This is a genomic window from Bacillus sp. JK62 (assembly GCF_053663455.1).
Map to the genome: position 1 here is coordinate 697,153 of NZ_JBSJQA010000001.1, position 14,395 is coordinate 711,547.

Sequence of the window (14,395 nt, forward strand, 5' to 3'; positions counted from 1 at the left end):
CCCTCATATGAAGATAAACATGTTCAGTCAAAATGTCTTCTTATATAGGTGATAAGAAAACCAGCGGCAAAAATTAGTATTGACTTTGAAAATAGAAGACTGTATATTATGTTACTATATTCAGAAAATAAAAACTCAAGAGATTCATTTAACATAAAACACTGTGAACGGGAGCAGTAAAAGAATCCAGTCAGAAAAAGAGAGCCGCGGGTTGGTGAAACGCGGACTGATTGTTCTTTGAACTCGCCCGGAAGTGGCAGGGCGGAACGGAATTGTCGGAATATTCCCTATGTCCTAACGGCTGACCTTCGTTAAAAGGTTTTTAAGCTGGATTCCGGATATTCGGGATCAACAAGAGTGGTACCGCGGCTGCCTGAGGCACGCCGTCTCTTTTCTAAAAAGAGGCGGCGTGCTTTTTTATGTGATGAACACTTTTTGCGAGAGGGCGTGTGATAGATGGAAAAGGACAAGCAAACGTTAAAACGGACGATGTCGTCCAGACACATTATGATGATGGCGCTTGGAGGCGCAATCGGGGCCGGGCTCTTTAAAGGCAGCAGCACGGCGATTGATGAAGCGGGGCCGTCCGTGTTACTGGCCTACCTCCTCGGCGGAATCATTCTGCTGTTTATTATGCAGGGGCTGGCCGAAATGGCCGTCAGAAACAAACATGCAAGGACGTTCCGTGATTTGGTTCAGCAGTCTCTCGGTTCGTACGCTGCATACTTTTTAGACTGGATCTATTGGAAAATGTGGGTGCTCAATATTGCCGCGGAGGCGGTCGTAGCCGCCATTTTCATTCAATATTGGCTGCCGGAATGTCCGATATGGATACTGGCTTTGATCATTTCCATCGTGGTGACGGTCGTAAACATGCTTTCTGTGAAACTGTTTGCCGAGACGGAGTACTGGCTCGCGCTCATTAAAATTACGGTGATTGTCATCTTTATTTTATGCGGAATTCTGCTATTATTTTTCTCATTCGGCAATCACACGGCGCCGGGGCTGTCTCATTTAACGGATCACGGAGGGTTTTTCCCGCATGGAGCGGGGGGCGTCATTACGGCGATGCTCGTCGTGATCTACTCATACGGAGGAACGGAAATCATCGGCGTCACGCTGGCGGAGACAAAAAATCCCGAAAAGGTGATCCCGAAAGCTGTCCGAAGCACGTTAACGCGGATTGTCGCTTTTTACTTGCTGCCGTTTTTCATCATCGTCAGCCTGATTCCTTGGAATCAAGTCAACAGCGTTCCCGAAAGCCCGTTTGTCATAGTATTTAAGATGATCGGAATTCCGGGTGCCGACCATATTATGAATGCCGTCATTCTTCTTGCGATTATCTCGTCTATGAACTCGGGACTGTACGGATCATCCCGCGTCTTATTTACGCAGGCTTCTGACGGCCGGGTGCCGAAAATCTTTTCAAAACTATCGAAGAAAAAGGTTCCTGTCTATGCGATTCTGACTTGTACGTCATTTTTATATGTAGGCGTCCTGATTTCATTATTTGCGGGAAGCCGGACGTTTAATTATTTGATGGGTTCCCTCGGCTATACCGTGCTGTTCATCTGGCTGATTATCGGATTCGCCCATTTAAAATCAAGAAAACATTCAACAGAACAGCCGGCTTATTACGTCAAATGGTTCCCGTACACGACATGGTTCGCGGTGCTTGCGCTTTTGGCCATCCTGATCGGCGTAATTGCGACGACGTCCATCGTCATCACATGCATCACTGCGGCCATCTACTTGCTCATTACGGCTGCGTATCTCGTGAAAGGGAGACGTCAATAAATAAAAAAACTCTTGCCCCGCGGCAAGAGTTTTTTTAATGAACGGCCTTTTTTTCTGCGGCCAGAGCAGGTGTTTTCAGTTTCTTCGGTGTTATATTCACAAAACAAATGCTTGTGACGATCAGAAGCAGTCCGGCTAAAAGGCTGACGGTCAGCGGCTCATGCAGAAATATCGAGCTGACGACAATGGATATGAGGGGGATCAGGAAGGTGTAAGAGGCAACCTTGCTTGCTTCCCCTGAACCGACAAGCGTAAAAAAGGCGAGCCAGCCGAGCGCGATGACAAATACCGAAATGAACAGAAGGCTGAGAATGAACGGAGCTTTCCATTGAATCGCTGAAAAGCTTTCTGAAAAATGGCCGTAGCTGACAAGCAGCACGCCGCCGATCAGAAGCTGAAGAGCGACCATCCAGATAGAGTCCGCCCGTCCGCCCGTTCTTTTCACATATACCGTGCCGAGCGCCCAGCTGACTGCGGAGCCTAGAGCCAAAAGAATGCCGGCGATGGAAATATGGCCTCCGAAACCGGCTGCGCTGATGACGGCGACACCGGCAAAGCCCAGAATAAGACCGGCTATTTTTAAAGGATACATCGCTTCCCCGAGCCACAGCCAAGAAAAAACGCCCATTAACACCGGCTGGAAAAACACGATGGCTGAAAATAAGCCGGCAGGCAGGTAATTCAATCCGACCGTTTGCAGGCCGTAAAATAAAGTAATATTTAAAATGGCAGAAATCAGATAGATCGGCCACGTTTCTTTAAAACGCAGCTTTTTAAAACGGGGCAGCGCCACCATTAATAATAGAAGTCCGCCGATCAGCGTGCGGATTCCGGCAAACAGAAGAGGCGGCGAATAGGCAAGCGCGGCCTTTGTCAGCGGCCAGTTAATTCCCCATACCGTGACTAGAAACGCCAGCATAAGAGCCGTCTGTATTTTCGAAAGCTGTTTCACGTCGTTCACTCCTTGTAGAACAATTCCATCATATGATACGGTAATCAGTAAGATAAATAAAATGAATCTTTTTTATAAGGAGCATAAGTAAAACGTTATGACGATTACACAACTGCGGGTTTTTGTTCAAATCGCTGAAACGGGAAGCTTTACAAAAGCGGGGCAGGCGCTGAATATGACGCAGCCCGCCGTCAGCCATGCCATCTCGGCGCTTGAGTCAGAGCTCGGCATCAAGCTGATCATCCGCGAGCGCCGCAACGGCGTAAGGCTCACGGACACGGGCGGAAAAATTCTCGTTCATATCAGAGAGGTGCTCAAAGGCATAGAAAAAGCCGAGCAGCTGGCGGCCGCGGAAAGAGGGCTTGAACAGGGAACGATTCACATCGGCACATTTCCGGCCGCTTCCGCTTATTTCATTCCAAAACTGATCAGCATGTTTAAAAAACGGTATCCGAAGCTTGAGTTGGTACTTCATGAAGGAACGGTTAACGAAGTAAAGGAATGGCTCCGCTCCCGGGTAATAGACGTGGGGATCACTCTTTTTCCTACGGAAGACATGGAATATCTGCCGCTGAAAAAAGATAAAATGGCCGTCGTGCTTAGAAATGATCATCCGCTTTGCTGCTGTGAGTCTATCACTCTGAAAGATCTTGACCGCCAGCCGATGATCATCTGTGACGGAGGATACGAATCACCGTTTATTGATATGTTTAAGGAGGCAGGGTCTGTGCTGACTGCCGCATTCACTGTTTACAACGTCAATACGTCCATCAGCATGATCAAAGAGGGACTGGGAATTGCGATATTATCACAAATGTCTATGTCCGGAATATCGCTGCCGGAAAATGTCGTGACAAGGGAACTCAATCAGGCGGTGTACCGTGATGTTCTGCTTGCCGTTCCGTCTGTAAAAGAGGCTTCATTAGCTGCAAAACTTTTTATTCAAATCGCGCAGGAGCTCACAAAGAATGAATAAAAAGACCCTAAAAATCTTAGGGTCCTGAATCTTATCGGTTAATTTTAAAAGAGTTTGTCGTATTGACAAGTTTTGAACCGCTGAACGTAGCTTTGACACGATAATAACCTGTCTTGCATCCTTTTAAAGAGAATGACTTAGTCACCCTTACTGAGAAAGAAAAGGTTGTTTTTTTGCAAGTCGTCCATTTCTTTCCTGACTTTCGCTGTAAGTATAGGTTTCCTTTAAAAGTTCGATCTGACGGATACGCTGTACTGAGAGTAAAATCGACACTTTTCGCTTTTTTCGTGTAGTAGGAGGCATCGGTAAATCCGCTTACATTTAAATGCTGCTGAGTGCCGGAATAAAAGTCTGCGGCATATGCCTTATCGGTGTTTCCGGTAAAGAAGATTGCTGCCAGTAAAGCTGTGGTGAGTGCCATTAAGATTTTTTTACGCATATAGACTATGACTTCCTTCCTATTCAATATCATACATATCTTAACATTATTGGATATGTTTTTTCAACGAGAGATTTTCACTTTTATAGGATGAAAAGCTCTTCATATCTGAATGTAATAGATTCATTCATACAGAGTTCACTAGTGACGACCGCTGACTGATTGTTCGAAGATCATCGAATCAAATTGTTTAACTCACGGGAAAAGCTGTGGTAAGGTGTGTGGTAGAGACCTTGTTTAAGATCTGCTTACACTAAACCATAAAGGAGAAAACGATGGCTGAACATACATTGAAAGATACTGCGTTTTCCGTATTGAATTTATCGCCGGTCGTACAGGGGGGAACGGTTGCTGAATCGTTCCGCAACAGCATGGATTTAGCGCGCCGCGCCGAGGAGTGGGGCTATAACCGCTATTGGCTTGCGGAGCATCATAATATAGAAGGAGTCGCCAGCTCGGCAACGGCGGTGCTGATCGGCCACATCGCCGGCGGCACGAAAAAAATCCGCGTCGGTTCAGGGGGCATTATGCTGCCGAATCATTCGTCACTTATAATCGCGGAGCAATTCGGAACCCTTGAAACGTTATATCCGGGGCGGATTGACCTCGGACTCGGGCGTGCGCCGGGTACCGACCAATTAACGGCGAGGGCCTTAAGAAGAAACATAAACAGCGGGGAGGATTTCCCGGAGCAGCTTGAAGAATTGAGAAATTACTTCAAACCGACAGGCAATGTGCGCAATCAAGTCCGCGCCATTCCGGGCGAAGGGCTGGACGTGCCGATTTGGCTTTTGGGATCGAGCGGCTTCAGCGCGCGTCTTGCGGGAGAGCTCGGGCTTCCGTTCGCCTTTGCGGCTCACTTCTCACCGAAAAACACCGTGCCCGCCCTTGAGCTGTACCGAAGCTCCTTCCGTCCGTCAGACGTACTGGATCAACCGTACGCGATGGTCGGCGTCACCGTCATTGCCGCCGATACGGATGAAAAGGCGGAGCATCTGGCGACATCGCATTATCAAAGATTTTTAGACCTCGTCCGCGGCACGCCGAACCAGCTGAAGCCTCCTGTTGAAGACATGGATCAAATCTGGTCGCCGTATGAAAAAGCGATGGTCAATGAACAGCTCAGTTCAACGATCGTCGGCGGACCGGAGCGTGTGAAGGAAAAGCTGGAAAGCTTCATCCGGACCACACAGGCGGATGAAATCATGGTCAATTCAGAAAGCTTTGAGCATGCCGACAGAATGAGATCATTTGAGATCATTGCCGAATTAAAAAACAGCTGAGCAAAAAAAGCAATGTGCCGCGCACATTGCTTTTTTCATTCGCCGATCCGCCTGACTGAATTCCGGATGACGAGTTCCGGTTCATACACGACGTCATCCTTCTTCGGTTTTTTATGCTCTAAGCAGTCGATGACGTATTTTGCCGCCGCTTTCCCCATAATGGATTTCGGATGCTTGACAGAGGTGAGCTTCACCTCGGAAATCTGGGCGAAATGTGAATCGTCATAGCCCATGACCGATACGTCATCAGGCACCTTTAAGCCGAATTCTCTGAGAAGATTAATCGTCTTCAGCGCAATTTCATCATTATAACAAAGAATGGCCGTCGGGTATGATCCGCTGTTTTGCTCAAGGGTATGCTTAATTTTTTGCAGAAGCACGGTTTCTTTTTCCTCAGTCGTATAAGTCACGATCATGTCCGGAGACGGGAAAATCCCGCGCTCCCGGTGCGCCTGAAGATAGCCGTTCATCCGTTTGACGCCCTGCGTGTCATCCGCTTTAAAGATACCCATAATGTGCGTGTGGCCGAGGGACATGACGTATTCGCAAGCCATCATGCCGCCTTTGACATCATTGACGGAAAAGCTCGGTGCGGCCAGCTCCGCATAAGAGGCGTTAATCATGGCAAACGGAATGCCGTTTTTCTCCAGGTTGAGATAGTAGCCGATGTTGGGCGTCTGCAGCGCGCTTTTCGTAGGCTCGACAATCAGCCCGTCTATATTTTTGGACAGCAGGTTTTCAAGGCCGCGCCGCTCACTTTCTGTATTGTTGTTGGTGCTCGTCAGCAGCATGGAATAGCCCTGTTCGCTTAAATAAGATTCAATTCCCCTGATGATGCTCGGGAAAATATAGTCTGATATGTACGTTGTAATGACACCGATCGTTTTGTTTGAATGCATGGCTGATTTCGCCGTGCGTGAAGCGACAAAGGTGCCTCCGCCCTGAACGCTGTACAGCAGCCCCTGCGAGACCAAATCTCCGATCGCCTTTCTGATGGTATGGCGGCTGACCCCGAACTGCTGCATCAGCTCATTTTCCGTAGGCAGCTTTTCGTCCGGCTGTACTTTTCCTTGATTCAGCCATGAACAAATTTCTTCTTTTACTTGAGCATATTTCGGTAGCATATCAATTCCTCCAAAATGTATACGGACAAATTCCAGTATAACATAGTAAGCCCTTTCATCAAGCTGTAAAAATAATTGACAGATTATGAAAAACTGCTTATTCTTTATTTGTACGTACTAATTTTCCTTATTTTTAGATAAAATTCTTTATAAGTACGTACAAATGTGGCGGTTCTGAAGAAAACAAAGTAACATCAAGCGCCGCACTCTGTTTTGTAAGCGTTTTTATTCTATTATTCGCGGGAGGGTAAAATTCATGAAGAATCACCCGGCACCAATTGGCTCAAATGTACCTGTCACTCGGCAGCATTCGAAGTGGTTTGTCATTCTCATCTCATGCGCGGCCGGACTGGGAGGGCTTTTGTACGGTTATGACACGGCGGTGATTTCCGGCGCCATCGGTTTCCTGAAAGATTTGTACCGCTTAAGTCCTTTTATGGAAGGGCTCGTGATTTCAAGCATTATGATCGGCGGTGTTTTCGGCGTCGGAATTTCCGGATTTTTGAGTGACCGGTTCGGACGGAGAAAGATTTTGATGGCAGCGGCTCTGTTGTTTGCGGTGTCAGCGGTTGTCTCTGCGCTTTCTCAAAGTGTGTCTTCCTTAGTGATCGCCAGAGTCATCGGCGGTCTCGGAATCGGCATGGGCTCCTCGCTTTCTGTCACGTATATTACCGAAGCGGCTCCGCCGGCCATACGCGGCAGTCTGTCTTCACTGTATCAGCTGTTTACGATATTAGGGATATCCGGCACTTATTTTATTAACCTCGCCGTCCAGCAGTCCGGCTCGTATGAATGGGGGGTGCACACCGGCTGGCGGTGGATGCTCGCTTACGGCATGATTCCGTCCGTCATCTTTTTTATCGTGCTGCTTATCGTGCCGGAAAGTCCGCGCTGGCTTGCGAAAGCGGGGCGCCGGAATGAAGCCCTCGCCGTGCTGACGCGCATTAACGGCGAGCAGACCGCGAAAGAAGAAATCAAACAAATCGAAACGTCTTTACAATTAGAAAAAATGGGTTCATTGTCTCAGCTGTTTAAACCGGGGCTGAGAAAAGCGCTTGTGATCGGGATTCTGCTGGCTTTATTCAATCAGGTCATCGGCATGAACGCAATTACGTATTACGGGCCGGAAATTTTCAAAATGATGGGCTTCGGACAGAATGCGGGGTTTATCACGACATGCATCGTCGGTGTCGTTGAAGTGATTTTCACCATTATCGCGGTTCTTTTAGTCGATAAGGTAGGCCGGAAAAAGCTGATGGGGGTCGGATCTGCCTTTATGGCGCTGTTCATGATCTTAATCGGGGCATCCTTTTATTTTCAGCTGGCGAGCGGTCCGGCTTTAGTCGTCATCATATTGGGATTCGTCGCAGCTTTCTGCGTATCAGTCGGGCCGATTACGTGGATCATGATTTCGGAAATCTTTCCGAACCACCTCCGCGCACGCGCCGCCGGTATTGCGACGATATTCTTATGGGGGGCCAACTGGGCGATCGGCCAGTTCGTGCCGATGATGATCAGCGGGTTGGGGCTCGCGTACACCTTCTGGATATTCGCCGTCATTAATATTCTCTGTTTCTTGTTTGTCGTGACGATCTGCCCTGAGACGAAAAATAAATCATTAGAAGAAATAGAAAAACTCTGGATAAAATGAAAGCGTTTTACGACAAAAGTCCGCTCCGGCGGGCTTTTGTCTGTCACCTTCATTCCGTTTCTGTATATAATGACTGTATCAAGGAGATACTGGTAAATCCTGCGAAGAATGTCGAGGAATTGACCTTTAACAGTTGAATTAACAATGTCATCCTGTTAAAATAATTAAAGAAAGCAGACATAATTTTTTTTGGCTATGATGGGACGTTTTTTGTCATAGCGGGACATTTTCTGTCCAGTATGAATAGGAAGGAACGTTTGAGTCATGAACCAGTTAATACAAGCTCAAAAAAAATTATTGCCTGATCTTTTGCTTGTGATGCAGAAAAGATTTGAAATCTTGCAGTATATCAGGCTTACAGAACCGATCGGCCGCAGAAGTCTTGCAGCCAGTCTCGGATTGACCGAGCGCGTTCTCAGAAGCGAGGTTCAGTTCTTGAAAGAACAGAATCTCATCGATATTAAAACAAACGGCATGACAATGACGGAAGAGGGCTATTCACTGCTTTCGATTCTGGAAGATACGATGAAGGATGTTTTAGGATTGACGCTTTTGGAAAAGACATTAAAAGAGCGGCTCAATCTGAAAGACGCCATTATCGTTTCCGGAGACAGCGACCAATCTCCTTGGGTCAAAAAAGAATTAGGGAGAGCGGCCGTTGCATGTATGAAAAAGAGATTTTCAGGCAAAAATATCGTCGCTGTAACCGGCGGTACGACAATTGAAGCCGTCGCCGATATGATGACGCCGGATTCAAAAAACCGCGAGCTCCTGTTTGTGCCCGCAAGAGGCGGTTTAGGCGAAGACGTGAAAAACCAGGCGAACACCATATGCGCGCATATGGCGGAAAAGGCTTCAGGCACTTACCGGCTTTTGTTCGTTCCCGGACAGCTGTCACAAGGCGCCTACTCATCTATTATTGAAGAACCTTCCGTAAAAGAGGTGCTTCACACGATTAAATCAGCGAGTATGCTCGTTCACGGAATCGGCGAAGCTAGAACAATGGCGGAGCGAAGAAACACGCCTTTGGAAGATTTGAAGAAAATAGATGACAATCATGCGGTGACAGAGGCATTCGGCTACTACTTTAATGCGGACGGAGAAGTCGTTCACAAGGTGCATTCAGTCGGAATGCAGCTCGATGACCTCGATGCCATTCCCGACATTATTGCGGTAGCGGGCGGATCATCAAAAGCGGAAGCAATCGAAGCTTATTTTAAAAAGCAGCGAAACACGGTTCTCGTCACGGACGAAGGAGCCGCAAAGAAGTTATTAAGGGATAACAGTCCCTCAATATAAATATCTCTCACTTATTTAAAGGAGGAAATAATCATGGCAGTAAAAGTCGGTATTAACGGTTTTGGTCGTATTGGACGTAACGTATTCCGCGCAGCATTAAACAATCCTGAAGTTGAGGTAGTAGCAGTTAACGATTTAACAGACGCTAACATGCTTGCTCATCTTTTACAATATGATTCCGTACACGGAAAATTAGATGCAGAAGTTAAAGTTGACGGCAGCAACCTTGTTGTTAACGGCAAAACAATCGAAGTTTCTGCTGAGCGCGATCCTGCGAAACTCAGCTGGGGCAAACAAGGCGTTGAAATCGTAGTTGAATCTACTGGTTTCTTCACAAAACGCGCAGACGCTGCGAAACACTTAGAAGCAGGCGCGAAAAAAGTTATCATCTCTGCACCTGCTAACGAAGAAGATATCACAATCGTTATGGGTGTTAACGAAGACAAATACGATGCGGCTAACCACCATGTTATCTCTAACGCATCTTGCACAACAAACTGCCTTGCGCCGTTTGCAAAAGTACTTAACGACAAATTCGGCATCAAACGCGGTATGATGACAACTGTTCACTCTTACACAAACGATCAGCAAATTCTTGATCTTCCGCACAAAGACTACCGTCGTGCGCGTGCAGCAGCTGAAAACATCATTCCTACATCAACTGGTGCTGCTAAAGCAGTTTCCCTTGTTCTTCCTGAACTGAAAGGCAAACTGAACGGCGGAGCTATGCGTGTGCCGACTCCAAACGTTTCTCTTGTTGACCTAGTTGCTGAACTTAACAAAGACGTAACGGCTGAAGACGTAAACGCAGCTCTTAAAGAAGCGGCAGAAGGCGATCTTAAAGGAATCCTTGGATACAGCGAAGAGCCATTAGTATCCGGAGACTACAACGGCAATGCTAACTCTTCTACAATCGATGCTCTTTCTACAATGGTTATGGAAGGCAGCATGGTAAAAGTAATCTCTTGGTACGATAACGAAAGCGGCTACTCTAACCGCGTTGTTGACCTTGCAGCTTACATCGCAAAACAAGGTCTTTAATTCATAGCTCCCGGAAAGGGCCGGACTTGGTTCTTTCGGACAGAAACGCTATAATGAAAGCGGACAAGGGAAGGGGACGGACTCCCTTTCCCTTTTTCCATGAGAACCGGCTTTCAGAAAGCGCCGGATTGCTGCAGAACGTCCGCGTTTTGAAGTTTCCGCGGCACTTTCGTTTTCGGCCGCCTGCCCTGGCTCAGAAGACGATCTGCCCCGTGCCCGGAAGCTGCAATCTGCCCCGCGGCGGAAGCATCATGAGGCGGTTTCACGTTTCACGTTTTTCGTGCTATGCAAACCATTTTGAAGGAGGATCTCCTAAGGCATGAATAAAAAAACAGTAAAAGACATCGACGTAAAAGGCAAAGTCGTATTCTGCCGCGTTGACTTTAACGTTCCAATGAAAGACGGGGAAGTAACAGACGATACTCGTATCCGAGCTGCGCTTCCAACAATCAAACACCTTGCAGACCAAGGCGCGAAAGTCCTTCTTGCGAGCCACTTAGGCCGCCCGAAAGGCGAAGTGGTTGAGGAGCTTCGTTTAACTCCTGTCGCTGCACGCTTAGGCGAACTGCTCGGAAAAGAAGTGAAAAAAGCGGATGAAGCTTACGGCGATGCTGTAAAAGCACAAATTTCTGATATGAAGGACGGAGACGTTCTTGTATTGGAAAACGTACGTTTCTACCCTGGTGAAGAGAAAAACGATCCTGAGCTTGCTAAAGCATTTGCTGAGCTTGCGGATGTATATGTCAATGACGCATTCGGTGCTGCCCACCGTGCTCACGCATCTACAGCCGGAATTGCCGAGCATCTGCCGGCGGTTGCAGGATTCCTGATGGAAAAAGAGCTTGACGTTCTCGGCAAAGCCGTGACAAATCCTGAGCGCCCGTTTACGGCAATCATCGGCGGCGCGAAAGTAAAAGACAAAATCGGCGTAATCGAAAGTCTGCTTGATAAAGTGGACAACCTGATCATCGGCGGAGGTCTTGCTTACACATTCGTAAAAGCGCTTGGCTATGAAGTCGGTAAATCTCTTCTTGAAGAAGATAAAATCGAACTTGCAAAATCATTCATGGACCGCGCGAAAGAAAAAGGCGTTAAATTCTATATGCCGGAAGACGTTCTCGTTGCTGATGATTTCTCTAACGATGCAAACGTTCAAATCGTGCCGATCTCTGAGATCCCAAGTGATTTAGAAGCGATCGACATCGGTACGAAAACCCGCGAAACGTACGCTGAAGTTATCAAAAACAGCAAACTTGTCGTATGGAACGGACCGATGGGCGTATTCGAAATCGACTTGTTCGCTCAAGGCACAAAAGCAGTGGCTGAAGCATTGGCAGAGGCAAACGATACATACTCTGTCATCGGCGGAGGAGACTCTGCGGCAGCCGTTGAAAAATTCGGCCTTGCTGACAAAATGAGCCATATCTCAACAGGCGGCGGCGCATCCCTTGAATTCATGGAAGGCAAAGAGCTTCCGGGTGTAGCTGCGCTGAACGATAAATAAAAACTGCTATAAGGAAGTGGAACAGATGAGAAAACCAATTATAGCCGGTAACTGGAAAATGAACAAAACACTCGGCGAGGCTGTCAGCTTCGTTGAAGAAGTGAAATCTTCCATTCCAGCAGCAGACAAAGCGGAAGCCGTTGTTTGCGCACCAGCTCTTTTCTTAGAAAAGCTGACTTCTGCTGTTAAAGGAACTGACCTGAAAGTCGGCGCCCAAAACATGCATTTTGAAGAAAACGGTGCGTTCACAGGTGAAATCAGCCCGGTCGCTCTGAAAGACCTTGGCGTGGATTACTGCGTCATCGGACACTCTGAGCGCCGTGAAATGTTCGCTGAAACTGATGAAACAGTTAACAAAAAAGCGCATGCCGCTTTCAAACACGGCATTGTGCCGATCATTTGCGTAGGTGAAACGCTTGAAGAGCGCGAAGCCGGAAAAACAAATGATCTTGTTGCCGATCAAGTGAAAAAAGGGCTTGCGGGTCTTTCTGAAGAGCAAGTTGCCGCTTCCGTTATTGCGTACGAGCCAATCTGGGCAATCGGAACAGGCAAATCTTCTACAGCGAAAGATGCAAACGACGTCTGCGCGCATATCCGTAAAGTCGTTGCTGAAAGCTTCAGCCAGGAAACTGCTGACAAGCTCCGCATTCAATACGGCGGCAGCGTAAAACCTGCAAATATTAAAGAATATATGGCAGAGTCCGATATTGACGGTGCTTTGGTCGGCGGCGCAAGCCTTGAACCGCAGTCATTCGTTCAATTATTGGAGGAAGGTCAATATGAGTAAAAAACCAGCTGCACTCATCATTCTTGATGGGTTCGGATTACGCAATGAAACAGTCGGAAACGCAGTCGCACAAGCGAAAAAACCGAATTTCGACCGTTATTGGAACCAATACCCTCATCAGACGCTGACGGCATCAGGCGAAGCAGTCGGACTGCCTGAAGGACAGATGGGGAACTCTGAGGTCGGTCATTTGAATATCGGCGCCGGACGTATTGTGTACCAAAGCTTAACACGCGTGAACGTTGCCATCCGCGAAGGCGAATTCGAACGCAATCAAACGTTCCTTGACGCCATCAAAAACGCGAAAGACAACGACAAAGCGCTGCACCTGTTCGGCCTTCTTTCTGACGGAGGCGTACACAGTCACATCAATCATTTATTCGCGCTGCTGAAACTTGCGAAAAGTGAAGGACTGACGAAGGTGTATATTCACGGTTTCCTCGACGGCCGCGATGTAGGTCCGCAAACGGCGAAAACTTACATTCAGCAGCTGAATGAGCAGATCGAAGAAATCGGTGTCGGCGAAATCGCCAGCATTTCCGGACGCTACTACTCCATGGACCGCGACAAACGCTGGGACCGTGTGGAAAAAGCGTACCGCGCAATGGCTTACGGCGAAGGCCCGTCTTACCGCAGCGCGATGGATGTAGTCGACGATTCTTATGCGAACGGCATTCATGATGAATTCGTCATTCCGTCCGTCATCACAAAAGAAAACGGTGAACCCGTTGCGAAAATTCATGACGGCGATTCTGTGATTTTCTATAATTTCAGACCAGACCGCGCCATCCAGATTTCAAACACGTTTACCAACAAAGATTTCCGCGATTTCGACCGCGGTGAAAATCATCCGAAAAACCTGTATTTCGTCTGCCTGACTCACTTCAGTGAATCTGTTGACGGATATGTGGCTTTTAAACCGGTAAACCTTGACAATACGGTCGGTGAAGTATTAGCACAGCACGGGTTAAAACAGCTTCGCATTGCAGAAACTGAAAAGTATCCGCACGTTACGTTCTTTATGAGCGGCGGCCGCGAAGAAGAATTCCCGGGCGAAGAGCGCATCCTCATTAACTCGCCGAAGGTCGCGACATATGACCTGAAGCCTGAAATGAGCGCGTATGAAGTGAAGGATGCTCTTGTAAAAGAAATCGCGGCTGACAAGCACGACGCGATCATCCTGAACTTTGCAAACCCTGACATGGTCGGCCACTCCGGAATGGTCGAACCGACGATTAAAGCAATTGAAGCAGTGGACGAATGCTTAGGCGAAGTGGTTGACGCCATTATCGCTAAAGGCGGACATGCCATCATTACCGCTGATCACGGTAATGCGGACATTCTGATTACAGAAACAGGCGAACCGCACACTGCCCATACGACAAACCCAGTCCCTGTCATTGTGACGAAAGAAGGCGTGACGCTGCGCGAAGGCGGAATCCTAGGCGACCTCGCACCAACGTTATTAGACCTTCTCGGTGTTGAAAAACCAAAAGAAATGACCGGAACATCTTTAATTCAAAAATAAGCGTAAATCAAAAG

Annotated in this window: 13 protein-coding genes and 1 other annotated feature; of the genes, 9 read left to right on the plus strand and 4 right to left on the minus strand. The window is 47.7% G+C overall.

The window, feature by feature from the left end:
• Nucleotides 1-154: 154 nt before the first annotated feature.
• Nucleotides 155-394 (plus strand) — a binding site (T-box leader).
• Between the two features lie 62 nt (nt 395-456).
• Complete coding sequence (locus ACWJJ4_RS03450; RefSeq protein WP_003151592.1) at nt 457-1,797, plus strand: amino acid permease; 1,341 nt, start codon at nt 457-459, stop codon at nt 1,795-1,797.
• Nucleotides 1,798-1,831: 34 nt separating this feature from the next.
• Here the strand turns inward: ACWJJ4_RS03450 and ACWJJ4_RS03455 are convergent, their stop codons facing one another.
• The gene (locus tag ACWJJ4_RS03455; RefSeq protein ID WP_454021437.1) at nt 1,832-2,749 is read right to left on the minus strand and encodes a DMT family transporter; all 918 of its coding nucleotides are present in this window, start codon (nt 2,747-2,749) and stop codon (nt 1,832-1,834) included.
• A 97-nt stretch (nt 2,750-2,846) separates the two neighbouring features.
• Here ACWJJ4_RS03455 and ACWJJ4_RS03460 point away from each other — a divergent pair, with 97 nt between their 5' ends.
• A complete protein-coding gene (locus ACWJJ4_RS03460) occupies nt 2,847-3,725 on the plus strand; it encodes a LysR family transcriptional regulator (protein WP_172614982.1) in 879 nt (292 codons plus the stop codon).
• Nucleotides 3,726-3,756: 31 nt separating this feature from the next.
• Here the strand turns inward: ACWJJ4_RS03460 and ACWJJ4_RS03465 are convergent, their stop codons facing one another.
• Nucleotides 3,757-4,164 (minus strand): hypothetical protein, encoded by a 408-nt coding sequence (locus ACWJJ4_RS03465; RefSeq protein ID WP_003151600.1) that lies wholly within the window; start codon nt 4,162-4,164, stop codon nt 3,757-3,759.
• Nucleotides 4,165-4,439: 275 nt separating this feature from the next.
• On the opposite strand from ACWJJ4_RS03465, the gene ACWJJ4_RS03470 reads away from it, so the two are divergent.
• On the plus strand, nt 4,440-5,447 hold the full coding sequence (locus ACWJJ4_RS03470) for an LLM class flavin-dependent oxidoreductase (protein ID WP_101562442.1): 1,008 nt from the start codon (nt 4,440-4,442) through the stop codon (nt 5,445-5,447).
• A 35-nt stretch (nt 5,448-5,482) separates the two neighbouring features.
• Here the strand turns inward: ACWJJ4_RS03470 and ACWJJ4_RS03475 are convergent, their stop codons facing one another.
• Nucleotides 5,483-6,571, minus strand: a complete 1,089-nt coding sequence (locus tag ACWJJ4_RS03475) for a GntR family transcriptional regulator (RefSeq protein WP_070082402.1) — start codon at nt 6,569-6,571, stop codon at nt 5,483-5,485.
• Between the two features lie 256 nt (nt 6,572-6,827).
• On the opposite strand from ACWJJ4_RS03475, the gene ACWJJ4_RS03480 reads away from it, so the two are divergent.
• The 3 genes from ACWJJ4_RS03480 (at nt 6,828) to gap (ending at nt 10,562) form a co-directional block, all read left to right on the plus strand.
• Nucleotides 6,828-8,222, plus strand: a complete 1,395-nt coding sequence (locus ACWJJ4_RS03480; RefSeq protein WP_003151605.1) for a sugar porter family MFS transporter — start codon at nt 6,828-6,830, stop codon at nt 8,220-8,222.
• A 264-nt stretch (nt 8,223-8,486) separates the two neighbouring features.
• Nucleotides 8,487-9,521 (plus strand): gapA transcriptional regulator CggR, encoded by a 1,035-nt coding sequence (gene cggR, locus ACWJJ4_RS03485; protein ID WP_003151607.1) that lies wholly within the window; start codon nt 8,487-8,489, stop codon nt 9,519-9,521.
• A 33-nt stretch (nt 9,522-9,554) separates the two neighbouring features.
• Nucleotides 9,555-10,562 carry a type I glyceraldehyde-3-phosphate dehydrogenase gene (gene gap, locus ACWJJ4_RS03490; protein WP_003151611.1) on the plus strand — a complete coding sequence of 336 codons (1,008 nt, stop codon included), beginning with the start codon at nt 9,555-9,557 and terminating at the stop codon, nt 10,560-10,562.
• A 113-nt stretch (nt 10,563-10,675) separates the two neighbouring features.
• Here the strand turns inward: gap and ACWJJ4_RS03495 are convergent, their stop codons facing one another.
• A complete protein-coding gene (locus tag ACWJJ4_RS03495) occupies nt 10,676-10,828 on the minus strand; it encodes a hypothetical protein (protein ID WP_015387688.1) in 153 nt (50 codons plus the stop codon).
• Between the two features lie 53 nt (nt 10,829-10,881).
• Here ACWJJ4_RS03495 and ACWJJ4_RS03500 point away from each other — a divergent pair, with 53 nt between their 5' ends.
• Genes ACWJJ4_RS03500 through gpmI form a run of 3 tightly spaced genes read left to right on the plus strand, consistent with a single transcriptional unit; the run spans nt 10,882 to nt 14,381 of the window.
• On the plus strand, nt 10,882-12,066 hold the full coding sequence (locus ACWJJ4_RS03500) for a phosphoglycerate kinase (RefSeq protein WP_003151616.1): 1,185 nt from the start codon (nt 10,882-10,884) through the stop codon (nt 12,064-12,066).
• Between the two features lie 25 nt (nt 12,067-12,091).
• Nucleotides 12,092-12,853 (plus strand): triose-phosphate isomerase, encoded by a 762-nt coding sequence (gene tpiA / locus ACWJJ4_RS03505; RefSeq protein WP_003151618.1) that lies wholly within the window; start codon nt 12,092-12,094, stop codon nt 12,851-12,853.
• Nucleotides 12,846-14,381, plus strand: a complete 1,536-nt coding sequence (gene gpmI, locus ACWJJ4_RS03510; protein WP_003151620.1) for a 2,3-bisphosphoglycerate-independent phosphoglycerate mutase — start codon at nt 12,846-12,848, stop codon at nt 14,379-14,381. The genes tpiA and gpmI overlap by 8 nt, the downstream gene beginning before the upstream one ends.
• Nucleotides 14,382-14,395: the final 14 nt, after the last annotated feature.

Excerpts from the sequence above, each read along its gene's own strand:
- ACWJJ4_RS03460 (WP_172614982.1), top strand. The coding sequence starts at position 2,847 with ATGACGATTACACAACTGCGGGTTTTTGTTCAAATCGCTGAAACGGGA.
- gpmI (WP_003151620.1), top strand. The coding sequence starts at position 12,846 with ATGAGTAAAAAACCAGCTGCACTCATCATTCTTGATGGGTTCGGATTA.
- ACWJJ4_RS03470 (WP_101562442.1), top strand. The coding sequence starts at position 4,440 with ATGGCTGAACATACATTGAAAGATACTGCGTTTTCCGTATTGAATTTA.
- ACWJJ4_RS03500 (WP_003151616.1), top strand. The coding sequence starts at position 10,882 with ATGAATAAAAAAACAGTAAAAGACATCGACGTAAAAGGCAAAGTCGTA.
- ACWJJ4_RS03475 (WP_070082402.1), bottom strand. The coding sequence starts at position 6,571 with ATGCTACCGAAATATGCTCAAGTAAAAGAAGAAATTTGTTCATGGCTG.
- gap (WP_003151611.1), top strand. The coding sequence starts at position 9,555 with ATGGCAGTAAAAGTCGGTATTAACGGTTTTGGTCGTATTGGACGTAAC.
- ACWJJ4_RS03465 (WP_003151600.1), bottom strand. The coding sequence starts at position 4,164 with ATGCGTAAAAAAATCTTAATGGCACTCACCACAGCTTTACTGGCAGCA.
- ACWJJ4_RS03450 (WP_003151592.1), top strand. The coding sequence starts at position 457 with ATGGAAAAGGACAAGCAAACGTTAAAACGGACGATGTCGTCCAGACAC.
- cggR (WP_003151607.1), top strand. The coding sequence starts at position 8,487 with ATGAACCAGTTAATACAAGCTCAAAAAAAATTATTGCCTGATCTTTTG.
- tpiA (WP_003151618.1), top strand. The coding sequence starts at position 12,092 with ATGAGAAAACCAATTATAGCCGGTAACTGGAAAATGAACAAAACACTC.
- ACWJJ4_RS03480 (WP_003151605.1), top strand. The coding sequence starts at position 6,828 with ATGAAGAATCACCCGGCACCAATTGGCTCAAATGTACCTGTCACTCGG.